19 protein-coding genes are annotated in these 19521 nt (G+C 70.9%); all 19 read right to left on the bottom strand.

The annotated features are described in order from the left end of the window. Nucleotides 1–281: 281 nt before the first annotated feature. Nucleotides 282–542 carry a hypothetical protein gene (locus ABZ098_RS41830; RefSeq protein WP_356599741.1) on the bottom strand — a complete coding sequence of 87 codons (261 nt, stop codon included), beginning with the start codon at nt 540–542 and terminating at the stop codon, nt 282–284. Nucleotides 543–572: 30 nt separating this feature from the next. Next, nucleotides 573–1499, bottom strand: coding sequence for a hypothetical protein (locus tag ABZ098_RS41835; RefSeq protein ID WP_356599743.1), 927 nt, complete (start codon nt 1497–1499; stop codon nt 573–575). Nucleotides 1500–1725: 226 nt separating this feature from the next. Beyond that, nucleotides 1726–2931 carry a hypothetical protein gene (locus tag ABZ098_RS41840; protein WP_356599745.1) on the bottom strand — a complete coding sequence of 402 codons (1206 nt, stop codon included), beginning with the start codon at nt 2929–2931 and terminating at the stop codon, nt 1726–1728. Then, nucleotides 2928–3803, bottom strand: coding sequence for a hypothetical protein (locus ABZ098_RS41845; RefSeq protein WP_356599747.1), 876 nt, complete (start codon nt 3801–3803; stop codon nt 2928–2930). Before ABZ098_RS41845 ends, ABZ098_RS41840 begins: the two co-directional genes overlap by 4 nt. Before the next feature lie 81 nt (nt 3804–3884). After that, the gene (locus ABZ098_RS41850; protein ID WP_356599749.1) at nt 3885–4877 is read right to left on the bottom strand and encodes a hypothetical protein; all 993 of its coding nucleotides are present in this window, start codon (nt 4875–4877) and stop codon (nt 3885–3887) included. Between the two features lie 140 nt (nt 4878–5017). Further along, nucleotides 5018–6514, bottom strand: a complete 1497-nt coding sequence (locus tag ABZ098_RS41855) for a hypothetical protein (RefSeq protein ID WP_356599751.1) — start codon at nt 6512–6514, stop codon at nt 5018–5020. A gap of 37 nt (nt 6515–6551) precedes the next feature. Further along, complete coding sequence (locus ABZ098_RS41860) at nt 6552–7175, bottom strand: hypothetical protein (protein ID WP_356599753.1); 624 nt, start codon at nt 7173–7175, stop codon at nt 6552–6554. 87 nt (nt 7176–7262) lie between these two features. Continuing rightward, entirely contained in the window at nt 7263–8819 is a 1557-nt protein-coding gene (locus ABZ098_RS41865; protein WP_356599755.1) for a ParB/RepB/Spo0J family partition protein, read from the bottom strand. A 108-nt stretch (nt 8820–8927) separates the two neighbouring features. Next, nucleotides 8928–9404 carry a hypothetical protein gene (locus tag ABZ098_RS41870; protein ID WP_356599757.1) on the bottom strand — a complete coding sequence of 159 codons (477 nt, stop codon included), beginning with the start codon at nt 9402–9404 and terminating at the stop codon, nt 8928–8930. A gap of 52 nt (nt 9405–9456) precedes the next feature. Next, nucleotides 9457–9606, bottom strand: coding sequence for a hypothetical protein (locus ABZ098_RS41875; protein WP_356599759.1), 150 nt, complete (start codon nt 9604–9606; stop codon nt 9457–9459). Between the two features lie 152 nt (nt 9607–9758). Continuing rightward, nucleotides 9759–10964, bottom strand: coding sequence for a DUF6573 family protein (locus ABZ098_RS41880; protein ID WP_356599761.1), 1206 nt, complete (start codon nt 10962–10964; stop codon nt 9759–9761). Nucleotides 10965–11051: 87 nt separating this feature from the next. After that, a complete protein-coding gene (locus tag ABZ098_RS41885) occupies nt 11052–11936 on the bottom strand; it encodes a methyltransferase (RefSeq protein ID WP_356599763.1) in 885 nt (294 codons plus the stop codon). An 82-nt stretch (nt 11937–12018) separates the two neighbouring features. Next, complete coding sequence (locus ABZ098_RS41890) at nt 12019–12732, bottom strand: protein phosphatase 2C domain-containing protein (protein WP_356599765.1); 714 nt, start codon at nt 12730–12732, stop codon at nt 12019–12021. A gap of 52 nt (nt 12733–12784) precedes the next feature. Beyond that, nucleotides 12785–13585, bottom strand: a complete 801-nt coding sequence (locus tag ABZ098_RS41895; RefSeq protein WP_356599767.1) for an LPD29 domain-containing protein — start codon at nt 13583–13585, stop codon at nt 12785–12787. 105 nt (nt 13586–13690) lie between these two features. Beyond that, nucleotides 13691–13942 (bottom strand): hypothetical protein, encoded by a 252-nt coding sequence (locus ABZ098_RS41900; RefSeq protein ID WP_356599769.1) that lies wholly within the window; start codon nt 13940–13942, stop codon nt 13691–13693. A 74-nt stretch (nt 13943–14016) separates the two neighbouring features. Next, complete coding sequence (locus ABZ098_RS41905) at nt 14017–16521, bottom strand: hypothetical protein (RefSeq protein WP_356599771.1); 2505 nt, start codon at nt 16519–16521, stop codon at nt 14017–14019. Between the two features lie 117 nt (nt 16522–16638). Continuing rightward, nucleotides 16639–17229 (bottom strand): hypothetical protein, encoded by a 591-nt coding sequence (locus ABZ098_RS41910; protein WP_356599773.1) that lies wholly within the window; start codon nt 17227–17229, stop codon nt 16639–16641. A 161-nt stretch (nt 17230–17390) separates the two neighbouring features. Continuing rightward, on the bottom strand, nt 17391–17675 hold the full coding sequence (locus ABZ098_RS41915; RefSeq protein WP_356599775.1) for a hypothetical protein: 285 nt from the start codon (nt 17673–17675) through the stop codon (nt 17391–17393). Between the two features lie 71 nt (nt 17676–17746). Beyond that, nucleotides 17747–18310 carry a hypothetical protein gene (locus tag ABZ098_RS41920; RefSeq protein WP_356599777.1) on the bottom strand — a complete coding sequence of 188 codons (564 nt, stop codon included), beginning with the start codon at nt 18308–18310 and terminating at the stop codon, nt 17747–17749. Nucleotides 18311–19521: the final 1211 nt, after the last annotated feature.

Raw genomic sequence — 19521 nt, forward strand, 5'->3', positions numbered from 1 at the left:
GTGGTGCCTGACGGGGAGTTGCCTTCTGGGCGGGAGTCCACTGGCGCCGACCCGCTCATCGCCAGCGCGGAGCGCGGCGATTCGGGCGAGCCCGTCATGGCCTTGATGACCCCCGACGAGATGTGACCGCGGGCCTGTTGTTCAGCCCGCGTTGGGGTTCGGTGACCGCCCTGGCCGCGGTCGGGGGTCCCCCTTTGCCGGGGGTGGTGCGGCGCCGTGTACGGGAGAAGGGCCCCCTCGCTCGAGCGGCGAGTTGCGGGCCGTTGGCAAGTCTCCGTCGGCTAGAGCGCGGGCAGGGAGTCGGCGGGGTTGTCGACGCCCAGGAGGAGTACGTGGTGCCCGACGACCTCGGTGCTGCCGGCGGTGACCTTCTCGACATCGAGACGCATCCGGATGCGCCCGGCGCCTTCGCCGTTGGCCGCGAGGTCGCGCTCCAGTTTGTCGTCGAGGCGGTCCGCCGCGGCCTCGGCCGCGTCATAGTCGGCCAGGCCCCAATCGAGTAGCTGGCGGGTGGTGGTGTCGCGGAGCTGATAGCTGGGCATTGGGCCTCGTCCTTCGGCTGGTGGGGGAGATCAGGTGCTCGGGCCGGCGATCGTGCGGGCCGCTTTCACTGCGCGCTCCCAGACGTCGCGGCTGCCGCCGTGCTCGCGGGCCAAGGAGGCGGCGAGCCCGCGCACATCGCCGCGCTTCTGCAGGGCGGCCAGGGCGATGGCCGCCCGGCGGTCGGCGTCCGTACGCTGCGGTGCGGCCGCCGGGTGGTGCTCGCGGGTGTTGCGTACCGCGTACTCCCAGGACCTCTGCGGCCCTCCGTACTGCACGCTGAGTTCCGCGGCCAGGCCCGGGTGGTAGCCGTCGCGCTCGATCGCCTCGGTGACGAACCGCTCGGCGAGCTGCGTGGCGGTGAGCGGCTCACCGCCGGCGTGAGCGCTCAGCTCGGCCGCGAGGGCCTCCTCGAGGGCGGACGGCCGGCCGACGGGAGCCTCGGGCTGGGGTCCCGGGCGGCGGCCGGCCTTGCCGAGCTTCTCGCCGGTGCGCTTCCGGTCGAAGTCCTGCAGGTCGCCGACGCGGAAGGCCTGGATCATGCGACCGGTGGGACCCTCGACCTCGCCGACGGAGTCCGGGAAGTAGCCGGGGTTCGCCTGCTGGTACTTGCGGATCACCGAGGCCCCGGTGAAGCTGAGCAGCTCGGCGGCCTTGTTGATGGAGACGACGGTCTGCGGGTCGAGCTCGTACAGCTCGGGGTCGGCCTTGAGGACCTTGCTCGCCTTGTGCTCCTGGAACCAGGTGTAGAAGCTGCGGAACTGCTGCTCGTCGTAGAAGTCGGTCCCGTCGAGCCGCTCTTTCTCGGGGTGACGGTGCTCCGCGGGCTGCTCGTCGCGCACCTTGTACCAGCGGGCCGCGGTCCCGACGCTGGCGCCGGTGAACTCGCGGATCCAGTCGCGGTTCACGACGGCGCGGCCGCCGACGAGGCGACGCTGCGGGTTGAGGGCCTTGGTCATTGCACTCTCCGGTTCTGGCTGCGGCCCTATACTGAGGGCCTGCTCCTCTTGGTCCTCTGGCGCTCACGCGCCGGCGGCGAGTCGAGTTGGTGAAGGTGGTCGGCGGGACGTTCGGCCGGGGTTGCCGCCCTGGGTCGACACCCTCGTAAGAGGGTGCCTTCCGCCGCCCACCGCTTTCTTGCCGCCATTCTCGCGTAATCAATATGACGCTCTTGGTGGGGGGCTGTCAATCTCGCCGACCCACCCCTCTCGATGAATGCGCCTGCCACTCCCGTTCGAAGCGCGGCACCTGCTTGTCCCGGACGTGATAGGGGGCGGTCACCATCAGCTCCTCCACCGTCGGCAACACCGCCTCCCGGCGCCGGATCCATGTCCGCACCCGCCCGTACCGCTCGTCGACCTCGACGGGATAGCCGTGCCGCTCCGCGACGGTACGCAGCCTGCGGCCCAGAGCGGCGGCGCGGCCCACGTGGACCCGCTCCACCGAGCGCATCGGCCGCCCGCGCCGAGTGGGGTCCACCTTCGCGACGGGCAGGATCCGCCGTACGTGATACAGCGCCCACGGGCAGGTGAGCTCTTCCTCGAACGCAGCGAGGACGGGCCGGTCCGTAGCCCGGCCGGGGTTGAACTGCTCCAGCAGGCTGCGCCGGCCGAACAACTTCGCCTGGGGGTTGAGACTGACCGAGGTGTACTCCAGGCGCAGCACCCGTCCGGCGATCTCCGGGTGGGCGCGCATCCGGTCCAGGTGGTCAGCCAGGGCGCCCATCGACACCGGGAAACAACAGAAGCTGCAGTAACTCTTCTCCCAGCGCACGCCGAAGCGCTCGTACAGGTAGGTCTCGCACTGCTCGCGCCCCCACCCCCATTCGATCAGGGGATACACGCCCTGGCGTTGCGGGTTCTTGCTCGCGGCCTCGTCCCGTTGGCTGCGGAGGGCCTCGTCGGCGTTGAACCCCATCACCTGACGGAACGGCCGGTCGCCGAGTTCCCGGGCGATCAGCGCATCGCCGACCTCGCCCTTGGCGTGGAGGCTGCAGAGCCGCATGCCGCCCTGTTGGGGAACCGTGCCGCCCGCCTCGTACTCGTCCCACAGCGCCCAGGGCCCGCGCTCGATGATCCGCTCGGGCTGACGGGAGTCGTCCATGACCGCGATCTCCAAGGCGCGGCTGGCCCGGGCCACTTGAACGAGCCTGACCCGGTGCTCGCGTAGGAGCGGCAGGACGAACTTCTCGGCGTGGGCGCGGGTGGCGGGCCACTCGTCGCCGGTGAGCTGGTGCATGACCAGGGTGCGCGCCAGGTCGACACCGTGGGCGGCCGGGTCCTCCAGCATCTTCACCATGTACGCCGTCGAGTCGACCCCCAATCCCCAGTTGATGACCAGATCGATGCCGTCGACGCTGAGGCCGGCTGCGGAAGGGGTGGTGGCGTTCATGCGGCCGCACCCCCTTGGTCGGCCTTCGGGTACGGGTAGGAGGTGGTGGTGAGGCGGCGGCCGGAGCGCGGTCCGATGTAGGCGGCGTAGCGGTGGTGGCCACCGTGGTGCACGACGTGCGCGCCGATGGTGTGCAGGGCCTCCTCCAGCCATGCCCGGCCCGGCTCGCCCTCGGTGCGGGGGCGGGCGCCGAGGGCGACCAGGCGCCGCTCGACCCCGCCGTGGCCGCGCTCGTTGTTGCGGACCTTGGACTTCGCGCGGTCGTGGAGGACTGAGCCGTCGGGCAGCAGGGTCAGGCGCCGCGGGCGGGTCTTGCCCAGGTAGTCCATTCCCTTGGCCTGGTAGATCGTTCCGTAGTGGCCGGGAAAGATCGTCTCAGGCCCATGGGCGGTGAGGCGTGTCCGGGGCTCGGGATCGCTGTGCGCGACGACCCCGCGGATGCCCCGGGCGGCCGCCAGCCGGAAAGCGCGCGCCTGCAGCCACGTCTCCGCGTTGGCCGGCACCTCGTCGAGGAGCACGAGCCGGTTCAGTTCCAGCGCCTGCGCGTAGGGGGTGAGCCGGCCGAACACTGAGGTGAGCACGGCGGCCTGGGTGGGGATGCCCAGGGTGAGCACCCCCACCAACTGGTTGGCCGGGGGAGCGGCGGTGTCGAAGAGGCTGTAGGCGAAGCGGACGGCGGGCCAAGAGCCGCTGTAGTGGTGGGCGAGGACGAAGGCCATCGCCGTGTGGACGAGACCGTTGGGCATCTCGCGGACGCGGTAGCGAGCAGGGTCGAAGCCGCCTTCCCCGGTCGGCCTCCAGCTGTGCCGGCGGTTCCTCCACCGCTGGCAGACGGCGCCGAGATCGAGGGGCGGTTGTTCGTACGCAGACATCACAGGGGTCCTCTCGGGGCGGTGAGTTGGTGCGGGAGGCCGATCCGGGGTTGCCGCCCCGAGACCGGCAGTCGGCGAGCGTCAGTTCGTGGAGGGGAGCATCAGCTGACGGGGAGCGTGGAGGACGTCCAGGACGCGTTCGCGCCAGCGCATCGCCCAGTGCACGCAGTTGGAGCAGCTCTTGTGTTTGCCCGCGCACTGAGGCAGCGGGTCGTTCCAGCGGGCATCGCGCGACCAGGCGAGGGAGTCGGCGGAGGACAGGTACTCGGCGCACCCTTGAAGGGCCTGGGTCTTCAGCCCGAACCCGTGCAGACGCAGCCCAGCGGTGGCCACAGTCGCGAGTACGGCCTCGACGTCCTTGACCGACGTGCGGCGGCAGACGGAGCCGACCCCGACCAGGGGATAGTCCGCCAGCCGTACCCCGCGCTTGTCGTACAGGTCCAGGCAGGCTTCGTAGTCGGCCGGGCGCCAGCCCTGGACCGTGGGGATGATGTCGACGCCGGGGTCCTCGGCCATCAGGTCGACGAAGTTGCCCACCGTACGGTCGATGTGCTCACGCACGGACAGACCTGTCCTGGCGACCATGCTGGGCTCGCACATCCAGTCCTGCGGCCCGGCCCAGACCAGACGACCGATCCCGTCACGGAACTGGCGCAGCTCGCGGACGTAGGCGCGGGGGCCGACCGTCCACCCGCCGTGGTTGTCGAGCTCGGAGAAGGCGCCCGAGTCGTACACCCAGTCCTCGGCGGCTTGCGGCAGTGTGGCGCGGCCGGTCAGCGCGGAGCGCGAGACGCACATCGGCACGCCCCAGGTGGACAGAGCCTTGGCGTGGTGTCCGCCGATCCAGAACATCGGGCCGTGGGCCGGCGGGTCGCTCGGGTGGAAGCCGAGGCCGTACTCGCAGTGGCAGATGCAGCTGCCCATCGTGCAGAACCCGCAGTCCAGGCACTGGTCGTGGTAGCAGTGGCCGCAGGCGTAGCAGACGGCGGGCGTGCATGTGCATGTCTCGGGATACAGGGCGTCTGCCTGCGGCGACGGCGCCTGTCGGGCTGGGGCGGTGAGTACGGCGTTCACGGGCGTTCCTCGATGGGGTTGATGAGTTGGTGAGAGCGCCGGTCCGGGGTTGCCGCCCCTTGGACCGGCGGAGATGCGAAGAGCTGAGCGCCTCCGCGGCGGCCGGGCGAGCCCGGTGCGCTCGTCCCGTCCGCCCGGCGTCAGGCATTCCTGCTGGGAGGGTCACCGCGAACCCAGGGTCCGAGCACCCCGCGCGGCTCGCTGGCCCCGTGATCGCGCTCGTACCGCGCGGCTGCCAGAAGGGCGAGGATCCGCTCGCCCTTGATGGCGGCCTGGTGGCGAAGCGGGCCCGCGGGGATCTGGTCGGGGAGCGTCACCCGCATCGTCCTCAAGTCGATCTGCAGCGTGACGGCGCGCACGAGGACGCATCCCCCCTCCTGCCCGGCGTACAGCTGCAGCCGCGCTTCTACACGGTGGTCAACGGGGGTGAGCTGTACGTACTCGTTGCGCCAGGAGCGGTGTTCGGCGTCGGGGGAGATCCGGACGGTGGCGGGCACCGTCTCTCCGGTGGGCACCGCGCGGTCGTTGAGCGGGGCGGTGGGGTCCTTCTCCCGCCGGGTCACATGCTGGTGGAAGGGGTACCAGCCGGGCCCGTAGATCACAGCCTGGGCGTCCAGGACGTACCGCCAGCCGCCGAGTTCCAGTTTCACGCCGTACATGTCGCGCTCGGGCTCGGCGGCGACGTGGAGGTCGACGGGCGCCGTGACGGCGCGCGGCATCAGGGCCGGGGCGAGGCAGGGGAGGGCTGGCAGGTCGGTGGGCAGGAACGTCGTGCGGGTGTTCCTCAACTCTCCTGACCCGAAGGCGCCGTCTGCCACCACCGTGCGGACGAGGCGGGGGACGAGGCGGTCACGTGCCGTGACGCGCAGGGCGACGGCCGACCCTTCGACGGAGATCAGTTCCTGGAAGTCCCAGTCGGGGCGCTCCGCGCACAGTCCGCGCTGCAGCTCCCGCAGGGCCCGGGAGAAGCGGCGTCCGAGCGGGTCCTCGGGGTCCCGGCGCGGGGCTGAGGGAAGCACCAGGGCGGCATCGGGGTGCCACCGGTCGGACAGCACCTGCCACGGCCCAGGCGGCAGCAGCGCGCCGACCTGGCCGGCGAGTTCCCCGGCGTCGGTCAGCTCCCGCAGGACGGCGGCGGTGAGCCGCGCGGTGGACGGGGCGTCCCAGGGGCCACCCAGGGTGAGGCTGAGCCCGCTGCCGGGACCGACCAGGGTGACGCTGAGCCGTCGGCCCTCCAGCCAGGCCTGCGTATGCCCGAACTGGACGAGCAGCCCAGGCTCGCCGGGCTGCCGGAAGGGGGCGCCGGTCGTGAGCAGGCGGGCCACGGCATCGGGAGACGGGTGGGCGTCGCGGGCGTCGGGCAGGGCCGGGGCGTAGCGGGTGACCGCGTCCAGAATGCGTGACACGGCGGGCAGCGGGGTGACAGCGCTGAAGCGCGCGGTGCAGATCCGGGCCGGTCCGGTGGGCGACGGTGCGGCCAGGGCCGCCTGGAGCGGCCCGTGCAGCTCGCGGGTGCGCAGGGTCAGCCGATAGCCGCCGGGCAGGTCGGTTCGGAGGCACTCGGCGCAGTGCAGCCGGTGTGCGACGACGGCGTCACAGAGGCCGTAGGTCGGAGAGACGGGCTCGAACGCGGACATGGCGCAGGCCTCCAAGGGTGGCGGTGAGTGGTGCTGGTCAGCGGGTGATGCGGGCCCGGGCCTTGTCGGCCTGGATGTGGATGGCGTCGGCGTGCGCGGCGGCGCGGACCTTGTCGGCCCAGTCGGCGGCGCGTTGGGCCAGTTCGGCGAGGCGCACGAAGGCGGCGTCTTGGTAGCGGCGGGCGCGGTCCATGAGCGCCGTGTGCTCGGCGGTCAGCTCCTGGGCGGTGTAGGCGGCGATGGCCTCGGCTCCGTGGCGGCGGGTGACGCGTCCGAAGGGGCAGGCGCCCTCCTCTTGTTCGATGACGGCGAGGTCGGCGGCGGGCCAGCCGGTCTCCTCGTCACGCGGGCCGAGCTGGATGTCGAGCACGCACACCGCGTGCGGGTCGTGCAGGCCGTCACCGTGGTAACGGATGTGCGGCCGGGGCACGGGGCCGGTGGGGCGTTCGGTGTGCGCGCGCCAGAGTGCGGGGGAGGGGTCCTCTTGGTCCTGGTGGAGGCGGTGAAGGTAGGAGACCAGCGCGGGCAGCTGCCAGGCGGCGGTGCCGAAGGGCGCGGCCGGCATGGCGAGAGCGGCCCGGGCGATGAGGCCGGTGTGGTTGGTGACGGCGGCCTGGGTGACGAACAGGCGGGTGGTGAGGCGGAGTTCGGAGCGGAGCATGGCGAGGCCTTCCGGGCGGGCGGCGCGCAGAGAGAGGGGCGGGGCCCCGGGGGCCGGACCCATCGGTCCGGCCCCCGGGGCCGCAGGTCAGGACGCGTCCTCGGAGTCCTCGGCGCTCGCGCCGTCCTCGGTGTCCTCGTCGGCCTGGCCGTCGGCGTCTTCCGCGTTTGGCTCGTCCTCCTGGTAGGGCTCGTCGTCGACGATGGCCTGTTCGACGCTGGAGAGCGGGTAGCCGATCTCGGCGAGGAAGGCCAGCCACGTGCGGGCGTCGGAGCGGATCTCCGACAGTTCGTAGACGGCGGAGCGGGCCGTGCGGTCGGTGCGCCAGGTGCGGACCTCGCCCATGCGCTTCTCGAACGTCGCGGCGAGCACCGCGAAGTTCAGCAGGGTGAGCTTGGCGGGGGTCGCCGACTTGGCGCGGTCGGCGAGGGTGGTGTAGCCGGTCAGCTCCTTGATGAGGTTGTGGCGGCCGACGTCGCCGGACCACTGGGCCACCGGCTTGGGGCAGGAAAGGAGCTGTTCGGTGATGAACGCGGCGAGGGGCTTCGGCGCGGTCTTGCGGCCGATGAGGTCCTTCAGCCACGCTTGCCGGGCTTTCTCGGCGGCGCGGAAGGCCTTGTTGCCCGCCTTCACGTACTCGCGTGAGGGCTCCGATACCTTGGCCTCTGCTTCTTCGGTCGGCTGCTCGTCTGCCTCGTCCTCGCCCTCGCCGTCCGTCTCCGGGGTGTCTTCCGGGGGCGGACGGTGGCCGAAGCGGTCCGGGTCGGTGCAGTAGTAGTCCAGCTCGCCGGGCTCCTGGGGGTTCTCGGCCCAGGTCGCGACGTGGCCCGGGCACCCGGTGTGGGCCTCGGCGCTCATGGGCTCGCCGTCCGGGCCGTCAAGCTCGGCGAGCTGCTCGGCGGTCGGCGGAAGGGTGTCGGAGTCCTCGGCCAGCCGCACTCCGGCCGCCTGGAGCTGCGGGCGGACCTTCTCACGGGCGAGGCGCTCGGTGCGGTCGTCGCGCTCCCACTGCACCTGGAACTCGAAGCGGCCCTTGGAGTGGGCCTCCAGCAGCCGGTCTACGGCGGCGGGGTCGTCGTCGAACTCGCCCAGCACACCGAGCACTTCGAGGTCGAGGTCGTAGGTGCCGGTCTCGGTGAGCGCGGCGCGCGTCCGCTCGCCCACCGTCTTGGCGGTCTTGACCGCCTGGGAGACCTCCTTGCGGGACCGGCCGGTGAGCTCGGCGACCCGCGCCTGCTTCATGCCCGCGCCGACCGCGCCGAAGAGGGCGTCGGCCTGCTCCAGCTCGGTCAGGCCCCTGCGGAAGGCGTCGTCGTTCTCGATGAGCTGGTCGATGAAGTCCTCGCCCGCCTCGCGCAGGGAGGGGTCGAGCACATAGGCGGGGACCTCGATCGCGTCCTGCTCCTGCTTGGTCTCCTTGGTGGCCAGGGAGGCGAAGTAGCGCCGGTGCCCCATCTTCAGCTCGTAGGTGTCCTCTCCGAGCGGGAGGACCACGACGGGGACCTTGACGCCGTTGGCCGCGATGGACTTGAGGAACTTCTCGTCCAGGCTGAGGTCCTGGCGGACGTTGTTCTCGTTGACGCGGATCTGGCCGAGCCGCAGGGTGGCCCGCTGCATCGGTGTGGTGGTTGCGGTGTCGCTCACGGATTGCTCCTCGTGCGATCGGTTGGTGTTGAGCAAGTTGCCGCTTGCTCTCGAAATCAATTATACGCGCTTTCGGTGGTGGGGCAACACCTTTTTTCTGAGGATGAGTCAGGTATCTGCGCAGGTCAGGGGGTGTCGCGTGGTCTGGGCGCGTCGCAGGGCGGCGAAGAGCGGCCCATGGCGCGTGAACTCGTCCGTGGGGAGGGCGGAGGCGCTGTCCGGGGCCGTGGTCAGCGTGTCAAGTACGTCGGTGAGCTTCACCAAGGGGGAGCCCTGGGAGTCGCACCGCCCCTCGTAGGTGCCCAGGCCGGGAAGATGCGCCACGTAGTGGCCGGGGTGCTCGAACACGGGGTCCTGCCACAGCTCGAACGCCGTGCCGGGTGCTTTCGTGAGCAGATGCACAGCAAGATCGTGTGCGGAGCCGACCGGGACTTCATCGGTCAGGTAGCGCATCCCGAGCACGATGGTGCTGCTGGAGGCGTCGTACGGTTCAAGGCAGTTGTCGTCGATGCCGAGCTGTACGGCGGCCCGGTCCTCCTCGGGCATGGCGTAGACGTACAGCTGGAGCGCGGAACGGTCGGACACGGAAGTCTCCTTCGGGTCATTCGGGAACTGCTTCGGGGCAGCAGGGTTCGGGTCAGTCCAGGTCGCGGCTTCGTCGTACCCGGGAGACCCGCGCCCCCCGGACGCGGGACCGGGGGAGGGGCCGGCCGCAGACGGCGCAATCGGTCGCGGTGGTGGCGTTGTTGGTGTCGCAGTCGTGGCACTTCCGGGTCTTCGTCGGCATGACGGTCCTCCTGGGCGGCGGTGGGTTGGTCGGGGGCAGGACACCGGGCGGGGCCGACCACAGCGGCGACCATGAGCCCCGACCATGAATCACATTCCGATGACGACTGTGTCCGAGGGGCGGGAAGGCCCCTGCCCCTCGGACGCAGGGGGTCAGTCCTCGTGGGGCTCCATGATCGTGATCACGGGCTCGCCGTGGTCGCCGGGCCCGATCGCGCACACGAGCTGGACCGGGCGGGGGTGCTGGGTGCGGCCGTCGCGCGGTACCCGCCGCAGGTCGACGGTGACCCGGTCGCCGCCCCCACCGCTGCGCCGGATCGCCGCGCGGGCCATGGTCAGCACGTCCCACAGGCGGCCGCGTTCGTCCTGCGGCACTTGCCGCTCGCTGTCGCCTTCGTTCCAGGCCACGCAGCCCTCCCACACGGCGCTTGTGAGGGCGACCGGAACCCGGAACCCGGCCTCGCGGGTCAACTCGGCGTCGGCGGCCACAAGGACGCCGTCCGCGAGAGCCTGGGCGCGGGTGTAGGCGTGGATGATGTCGGCCGGGTCGGCCAGGGGCACCGACCGCATGGCGTCGCCGCTGACGTCGGGGTCTCCGGTGACGGCGCCGTCGTGCAAGACGGAGTCGATCCGGGAGAGCACGCTGTCACTGCCCGCGCGGCCGGTTCGGTGCGAGCCGGGGCGGTGTTCCTGCGGCCCCTCCGGGGAGCTGCCGGTGGGGGAAGGGCTGGTGGGCGGCTCGGCGGCGGGCTCCTCGGCTGCCATCACGGCGTGCAGCGCGAGCATCGTCCCCAGGCCCCGTGCCCTTCCGGCATCCCCGGTGGTCTCGGCGTGGGCGCGCGCGTGCTCGAACTCCGCCCGGATCTGCCCGTGGCTGTAGCCCTGGGCGAGCTTCACCCGGACGGTCATCCCCACGAGATCGGCCGTCTCGGCGGGCACGTGGGCGGGCAGTCGGTCACGCCCCGCGGCCTCGGAAGTGACCCTGCGGGCCGCGAGGGCGAGAGCCGCGCGGTGGTCCTGAGTCCTGGCCGGTCCAGCGGCCTCACGCGGGGGCCGGGGGCCCGGACAGGCGGTGGGGGAATCCGCGGGTGCTTCGGCGGCCGGCGCGTGGCCTGCCGTGGCGGCGGACTCCTCGGCGGTCAGGACGTAGAACTTGTTGGCGTGAACGTGGACCGTCCACTTCTGCCCCGGGGTGTCCTCGGTGAGCCGGGCGCGCGGCGAGCTGTCCCAGGCCTCGAACGCGCGGGCCGGGTCGACCGGCAGCATGTTGCCGCTGTCGGAGTCGTAGGCACGGCAGGAACGGGCCGCTGCGCGGATCTGCGCAACACGGTTGGTCCAGGTCCGTCGGATCGTGGTCATCGTGCGTCCTCCTGCGGAGTTGGTGACGGAGCGAGTTGCCGCTCACTCCAAAATCAATAATACACCATCATGTCGTGGTCCGGGGCTTCAGAACAAGGTGTCCGCGTCTTGCGTCCCTCCGGTCTCCCGCGCGGTCTTGGGCACGGCGGCAGCAGCGGTCGGCCGGAGCGCCCGGACGTTCGCCGACTGCCGCGCGCGGGCGGCCTGTTCGGCCCCTACCTCCAACTCGTCTTCGTCGCGGTGGTGCACCACGATTTCGACGGCCGGTGAGGCGTCACGCCACTGGTCGCGGAAGAGGTCGGTGGGGATGCCGGGATTGGGGCGGAGCTTGATTCCGGTCTCGCGGTGGAAGCGCTCGTAGGCGGGCGAGTCCTGCGCGACGAACCCGGTCTCGATCCGGAACGGTGCGGATTCCCTCGGGATGATGAACGCCCCTCGTCGGGCGAGCATCTCGGCGACCGCGATCACGTGGAACTCGAACAGCGGCCCTCGGTAGCCGGGGGCGTTGCGGCTGCGCTTGGTCCGGCCGAACGGCGGGTTGCTGATCGCACAGTCGAAGGGGCCAAGGTCCATGCCCGGGACGTCCAGCACATCGGCACAGATCCATGTCGCTTCCGGCAGGACGCGCCGCCCGACCTTCACATACTCCGGGTTCTGCTCCACGCACACGATCTCGCGCGGCGGCAGGCGCTCGAAGTGCCGGTTCACCAGGTCGCGGGCGTGCCAGGCCAGGCGCCCGATACCCGCACACAGGTCGATGATGCGGTCACCCGGGATCACGTGGTGGAGTTCGCCGGCGAGCCCGGCCGGGGTGAAGAACGCGCCGTCCAGAGTGCGGCCGATGTTCGCGGACTCGTGGAAGTGATTGAGAACGAATTCCCGCTCCTCCTCCGTCAAGCTCCGCCTGCTGTCGACCAGTTCGCACGCCCGGTTGTGCTGCTTGGTCTGCTCCTTGCTGAGCTTTGCGGCCATGGCAAGCCTCCTTTCGAGGGTGGGGCGGTGCGCCGGTCCTGGGGTGCCCGGACCGGCGGGGCTCGGTACGTGGTGGGCGGTGCTACGTGGTGCGCAGGTCGGCGACCAGGGCCGTTGCGTTGTCGGCGTGGGGTCCGGCGTGACCGATCGCGAAGGCGGCGACGTTCCGCGCGGCGTGCCTTGCGGAACCGGTGAGGTAGTGGGCGAGGCTCCGGTTGGAGTCCTCCAGGGGCTCGTACGCGCCGTCGCTGGCGAGCAGCAGGCGGGAGTCCTCCATGCCGCGGGTCACGGACTCGATCGCGGGATGTCCGACCTGCGCCTTCCTCTCCTCGTCGCTCTCCGTTGCTCCGAGGTATGACGTGACACGGTTGCGGTTGCCCTGGTAGACGCGGCGAAGGTTGTGATCATCGGTGAGGCGGTGGAAGGTGCCGCGTGGGGTGAGGATGTAGGCGCGGGTGTCACCGCACCAGGCGACCGTGAGCGGCTTGCCGGGGGCGGTGACCGCCACGACGGCGCATGCGGCGGGCAGGTCCCAGCGGGTGAACTCGTCCTGTCGGTCCGGCTCGGCGGCGTACGCCTCGTAGACGGTCCGTAGGCCGGCCTCGGCGTCGGCGCGTTGGGCGGCGGCGCGGGCGAGTCGGCGGGCGGCCGTGCGGGTCCACTCGCGTACCGCGTCGCTGGATCCGATGCCGTCGCACAGGACGTACGCGCGGGCGCCGTTGTGGGTGTAGGTGGCGGTGGCGTCGCACTGGTGGGAGCGGCTGCCGATGAGCTGGTAAGTGCCGTGGGTGTGCATGAGGACTCCAGAGGGAGGGGGCCGGGCGCTCGCGGCGCCCGGCCGGGGGTGGTCAGGCGGCGGGAGTCGGTTCGGGCAGAATCGTGGTGACCTTCAGGTCGGCGGTGGCCAGGTCGGCGGCGACGGCGGTCACGAACTCGGTGTCGGCGTCCTTGTTGCGGCTGCCGGGGGCGTACCAGTACTGGTGTTTGCGGTGCCACTTGAAGCCGTGCCGCTTCAGTACGTCGGCGGCGCCGTCCCCCAGGCGCGTCCCGGTGACCGTCGTACCGTCCTCCGTCGTGTGCGTGAGCGTGAGTCCCTCTGGGGCCTCCTCGCCCTTCTCGTGGGTGGTCGTTGGACGGGCGGTCTGGGCGGCCTGCTCCTTGGCGGCGGCCCAGCGCTGGGGCAGGACCACGTCATGGGCGATCTGCCACATTTGCTGCGGGGCCCAGTTCTCCTGGACGTGGCCGTTGATGACGCAGGCGTCGAGCATCTCGTTTGTGGGCGGCTCGGCACCGTCGTGGGCTTTGGACCACAGGGCGGCGGCGGCCTTCAGGGCGTCGTCTGAGATGTCCTGGTGAGTGTTGATGCCGTCGACCAGTGGCTTGCCGGTGACCTTCCGGCCGTTGACCGTGACGGTGACCGTGTTGCCGGTGGGCTCGTAGCGGTCCTCCTGGCCGTTGAACTGCGCGCCCTGCATGGGGCGGGTGAGCTCGTCGACGTCGGCTGTGGAGGGGCCGTCGGTCCAGTGGACGGAGATCCATGCGGAGGCGGTGCCGGTGCCCTTGCGCACGCTGAACTTCACGCCGGGGAACTGGGCCTTGAGGCGGTTCCTGAGTTCGGCGGCCACGTGCTTGGTCTCGATGTAGTCCATGCCCTGTCCTTCTGGTGCGAGTCGAGTTGGCGGCCGGCGAGTTGCCGCTCACTGGCAAAATCAATATTACTCTCTTTGGGGGGTGGAAGCAACGCCGGTGATGCGTCAGTCGGCCGCGAAGACGCACTCACCGTTGACGTTGATCCGGACCGGGATCGTGCCGTTGGGGCTGATCAGGTCGGCGGGTACCTCGCCGGTGTCCAGATGGACGGACACCACCAGGCCTTCACCCCGTGCCCAGTAGGCGTAGACCTGGGTCCCGCCGGTCTCCAGGCAGGGCAACGTCCCGCGCTGCTTGCGGTGTTGGTGCAGAAACCGCGCGCGCCGGTTCAGGGTGTCTGCGCGGCGCTTGCTCATCCGCATTGCTGTGCCTCCTCGACGGGCCGGTCCGGGCGTGCGGGCCCGGACCGGCCCGGGCGGTTCGGGGTGTGTCAGGACTCGGGGTTGGCGGCGGCCTTCGCCTGCTGCTGCGCCTGCCACGCTTCGCGCTCGGCGCGGCGGTAGGCCTCGACTCCGTCCACGGTCAGCCGCGCTACCCGTACGGCTTCCGCTTCGGCGGGGTGCTGCTCGGCGAGCTGCTCGGCCCGGCCGTCGGCCCGCCAGCCGCGCATCAGCCACTCAGCCACCCACCGACGCGCACTCCGGCTGTGGTCCTTGCCGTTGCGCACCAGGGTGCGGCCCTCCTCGCCTCCCTGCGCGGTGCCGACGGCGATGGCGAGTACTCCGCGCGCAGCGTCCAGGGCGGCGGAGGCGTTGAGGTACGCGCGGGTGTACGCGGACCGCTGCCCCCTGCCGTGCCGCTCCTCACCCCACCGGTCGTAGGCCTTGTGGAAGGGTTCGCCGGCCTGCCCATGCTCGGCGTGCCAGGCCACCCATGCGCGCTGCGGGTCCTCGAACATCTGAATGAGCCGCCCGTATCCGGCGGCGGTGGGCTCCCGGCCTTCGGCGGCAAGCCGTGCCCGCCACGCTTCCTCCTGGGCCTGCAACTCGCGCTCGGCCTCGGCGATCGCCACCAGGGCGAGCGCCTCGGCCTCCGCCGCGCGCGGTGCGTCCTTGACCCTCTCCAGGGCGGCGCGCACCCGCTTGCCCGCGTCCAGCACCGCATCCCGCTCCGCTGCCAGGGGCCGTGCGTCCTCGCCCCCGGTTGCGCGGTAGGCCTGCCGGGCCCGGGTGAGGGCGTCGACGGCGTCCCGGTGAGCCCGCTCGGCGTCGGCCAGCGCTGCCCCGGCGCGTTCGACGGCGGCGCCGGTCACCAAGCCGTGCTCGTACCGTGCTTCCGCCATCGCCGCGTCGATCTTGAGGACGGCGTTGCCGATCTGGTGATACCACCCGCCCGCCGTTCGTCCCCACACGGTCCGTCCGGCTGCTTCGTCCGCGCGGTTGACGGCGCGCACGTCGCGCACCCACGCGAGCACTTCGCGGAAGGTGGCTCCGTGGCGGCCTTTGCGCTGGGAGGCGGACGCCCAGTAGCGGGAGCTGTCCCACACGCACCGGGCGGTGAAGTGCTCGGTCCCGGTGCGCACCGGGAACTCGCCGGACACCTCGACTGCCCGTACGTCGTCGCCCTGCATGACGCTGGCGGTGACGGTCACGTCCCATCCGTTCGCTGTTGCTGCCTCGACCAGCCTCCGCGCGTTCGTCGGCAGGTCGGCGACCTCGTCCGCCGACGGCACGGCGGGCGGGGCCGCGGGGGAGTCGCCGGTCGGCTCCGGCCCCTGCGGTCCGGCGGCGGCGGTCGGTCCGGGCTCGGGGCCGCGGGGAGGCTCGACTCCCGGGCAGGCTCCGCCGTCGGACTCCCAGGCTTCGGCCGTGCCGGGGTCGGACGGCGGGGCGTCCGCTGCTGCGGCCCTCGCCGCGTCGGGTACGGGAGCAGAAAGCGGCTCCACCGTCGTCCGGCGTACGACGTCATCGCCCGACCACTCGCCGGTGACTCGGTACCCGCGCGCGGTGATCAGGGCGGCGACCCGATCCAGGGGGACGGCGCTGGAGCTGGGGTAGTGGCACCCCTCGTTGTTCCACACCGGGGCGCCCTCCCACGGGCGGCCCGGGTGACGCTGCCCGCACCCGCACTCCAGGCGGAGCGCTGCGCCGTTCATCCGCGTGTATGTGAGCACCGCGTAGGCGGCGGTCATCGTGCACGTGAGCGACCGGAGCCACTGCCGGTACGCCGAGTCGAACACTCCGAACGTCAGGATCTCGGACGAGATCACCCACCGGCCGAACGCGGCTGCCTCCTCGGGGGTGCGGCCCTGCTCCACGGCGTATGCGGTGAGATCTTCGAGATAGGCGGCGTTCGACGTGAGGTAGTCGGACGGAAGCACCGTCAGGACCGGCTGACTGTCCGGCGCCGCGTTGTCGCCCTTGGGGGCCAGCAGGCAGTCAGCTCCGACGTAGTCCCGCCCGACCCACCGCGACGGGTACAGCTCCAGCGGGACGGCGGCCTTGATCCACGACCGCAGCATGACGGGGACCTCGCCCGCTGGAGTGGCGGCGATGGACGCTGAGACGACCTCCGCCGTCACGGGGGAGGCGTCCCGCTCGCTGTAGTCGGACAGGACGGGCGCTGTGCGGGCGGTGGGAGCCTCGGCAGCCACCAGGTCCACCAGGGCACGCCAGGCGATGTTTTCGGCGGCCTGCTGGCCGTTGCGGGCCAGGGCGGCCCCGTCCCAGCGGTAGCCCCGGGCGGTGAGCCTCCACACGCAGCGCAGGACGGTTTCACCGGCTCCCTGGCGGGCGGTGAGCAGCAGCGCGCAGTGTCCGGGCTGCCTCTGCACGGCGGTCGTCCACCCGGCCTCCTGAGCGCGGGCGGTGAGGCGGACCAGGTTGCGGGGCAGGTCGGCGCTCGGGGCGGTGGGCGCCGGCACTTCGGCAGGCGTCGCGGCCGGCCCCCGGGCAGGGGTGCGCTTGCTGGTGGCGGCGTGCGTCGTCGTGGTCATGCTGGTCGTCTCCTGGTCGGTTGATGCCGGGTGAGTTGCCGCTCACACCGGGAGGGCAAGGCAGGGAAGGGTGTTCCCTCCGGGCCGGTCGGGGCGACCGGCCCGGAGGGGTGGTGCTCAGTCGCGACGGTTCGGCGGGCGGTTGTCCGGGGGCGCGGTGCGGCCGGTGCTCTCGCCGCTCCCGTCCGCCTCAGGACGGGGCACCCGCTCGGCCTGGCGGAACTCAAGTCCCGGAGGCGGGTCCATCGGCGCGCCGGTTTCGGCGTCGACGGTGTACGCCTGCCGGATCCGGGATTCGCTGAGCGGGCGCAGCCACCCATTGCGGACGACCCAGCCGCGCGCCGACTCCACTCCGTTGGGAGCGGAGGTGCGCACGACCACACTGCCGGTTGAACAGGCGACCATGGCGGCTGCGACGGTGACGGTTACGCGCAACGATTCCGACTCGTCGATGACCACCGCGTCCCCGATTACGGTGAGTTCCTGGCACTCGGTCAGCTCGCCCTGTGGGGTGCTGGCGACCACCACGACACGGTGTGCGCCGTCTTCGAGAAGATTCACGAGGGCCATATACGCGTCGGTCGCGCGATCCAGCAGTGCGTGTGCCTCGGCGATGGCGGCGGAGGTGGCAGTGTCCGGCGCGGTGACGGGGGCGGTGGACCAACGCATTTGGTCCACGCTGAGGCTGTCGCCCGGGTCCGGGTGCATCCCGTCAAGCGTCTGCCGGACGTGGTCTTGGTACTGGCTCATGTTCCCCTGCCTTGGGTTGTTGAGTTGGCGGCGGGAGAGTTGCCGCTCTCTCGCTAAATCAATAATACGCTCTCAAGGGGGGTGATCTCAACCCTCAATCACCCCCCGGACAAGGCGAGTTACGACGACTCCACCGGGGTCACCGTCGTACGGAAGAACGCGTTCCGGGCGAGGCTGAACGCCACCCGCTTGGCCTCGCCGGTGCTCTCGCGCTTGCCGTAGATCTCGACGTCGGTCAACTCGTCGCCTTCGTACGACACTTGCAGCACCGTGCCCTCCCACACGTCCGGCCACGGGGCGGACCGCAGTGCGGTCCTCGGGCGGGCGTGGGCGGCCAGGCTCCGGGTGGGGTTGCGCTCGATGCGTACCCTCTGCCCCCGGCTGATCGGTCCTGTTGCGGTCATGCTGTCCCCTTCTCTGACGGCTGCGGGTCCGGGAGGGTGGGGCGACCGGCGGTCGCCCCACGGTCGGCCCGTCACCTCCTCCGGGCTGCCTGCTGCTCCTCGGCGGCCGTGGACAGCTCGTTGACGCCGTGGCGAGCGTGGTCGGCCCGAACGCGCGCGGCCACCTCGTCGGCGGACGGCAGTCCAAACCCTCCGTCCTTGGCGAACACGTCGTACGCCTCGCGCCACCCGCGCACCTGACACTCCACCGCGTCCCGCGACGCGCACGCGATCGTCAGACCTCCGACGGTGACCGACAGTGCGCCGATTCCGTCGGGGCTCACTGCCGCGCTGCGGGCCCGGATCTTGGCGCGACGGGGCGCGTCGTCCAGGATCACAAACGAATTGATGGTGAGTTCCGGCTCGCGCCATTCGCCTGCGTCGATCTGTTCGGGAAAGATCCTGTCGAGCATTTCGGCGGCCTCGCACCAGCCTTCCCACCAAACGCGGGCGCCGATAGGGTGCCTGAATTCGATGATGGCTGTCGGGATCTTGAGAAGGGGGATGAGCGTCAGACCGATAGATGCGTCGGTCTCGTGTTCTCCGGCGATGTAGATCGTGAGGCGGCTTGCTGCCTCAACGGATTCGGTTTCCACTTGGGCTCCTCGGGTTGGTGATTGAGACTCAGTCAGGTTGCCGCCCAACTGTGAAATCAATAATACACTCTGGGTGTCCGGAAAGGACCCCGAAACGCAGAACCTTGCACCAACTCTTGCACCTTCTCTTGCGGCTACTCCTGCGCCTTCTCCTGCAACATCTCTTGCGCGAGCCTCATCGGGACAGGCCACGTATCCGCAGTTCAACCAAAGGTTTTGCCCATGGTCGGGGGTCTGACATCCCCTCTGCGGCCGCTGCTCCCTGCCCAAGTAGAAGAAGAGAAGGGGTGGGGGGCGGGCGTGGTCGGCGCGGCGGCATCGGGGATCGGGCGCGGCTGGTGTCCTGTTGCGCGTCGGCTCCGCCTCCGCGCGCTGGGATCGTGGGGGTTGTCGGTCTTGGTGGTTGGGCTGGGCTGGGGGAACGGCAGACAGCATCTCGCCGCATTCGACAGTCGCTTAACTCCCGGCGAACGGTGGCCAATTCGATGGCACGGCCCGTGACAGCCAAACGAAGAATACGGTGCGGCGGGTGTCGATGGGTGGTTGGTTTCTCCGTCCGGCCCTGGAGGTCGTTCGGCTCCGGTTTCCGCTTGCTGTATTCCGGGTCTGAATCCGGGTCCTGTTCGGTGGCCGGGGTAAGTGCGTCCCGTAGTTCGGAAATCTGCGGTCCAGTTCCGTCTCTGTGATGTGGGGCGGTGAGCTCTGTACCCAATTACTACACAGCCATTGAACATGATGCATCCTCGGGTTGGAGGGCGCACTGCTCCGGGGTTGACGCTCCGTCATTCCGCATGATTGGCGGCTGGTTGGGGTTAGCTGTCGGGCGTATCGGTGAGGGTGGCGGTAGGGTGTGGGGGAGTTGGGGAATCCGTTCGGGTGGAGCGCAGCGGAACCCGTCACGGTGCCGGTGGTGTGCGGAGGGGGTCGGACGGTTCACCAACTTCCTTGGGGTAGTGGCCTGGAATCCCAATCGCTACACAGTGCCGCACGTGATGCACCTGCCCCTTGCTGCCAGCCCGGCACCCGCGCTTGCGCGGGTGCTTCCAATTCCCGCTTGCGGGAATTGCATTGCGGTTAGAATTCCGTTTACGGAATTCAATTCCCGCGCTTGCGCGGGAATTTGGCGGAGCGTTAGCGAAGCCTTTTCGCTTTGCAGCGGCTTGCCGCGGAGCGGGTATTGCAGCGGCAAGTGACCTTGAAGTCGAACCGGG

Source organism: Streptomyces sp. NPDC006335 (genome assembly GCF_040612795.1).
In the GTDB taxonomy this organism is placed as follows: Bacteria; Actinomycetota; Actinomycetes; order Streptomycetales; family Streptomycetaceae; genus Streptomyces.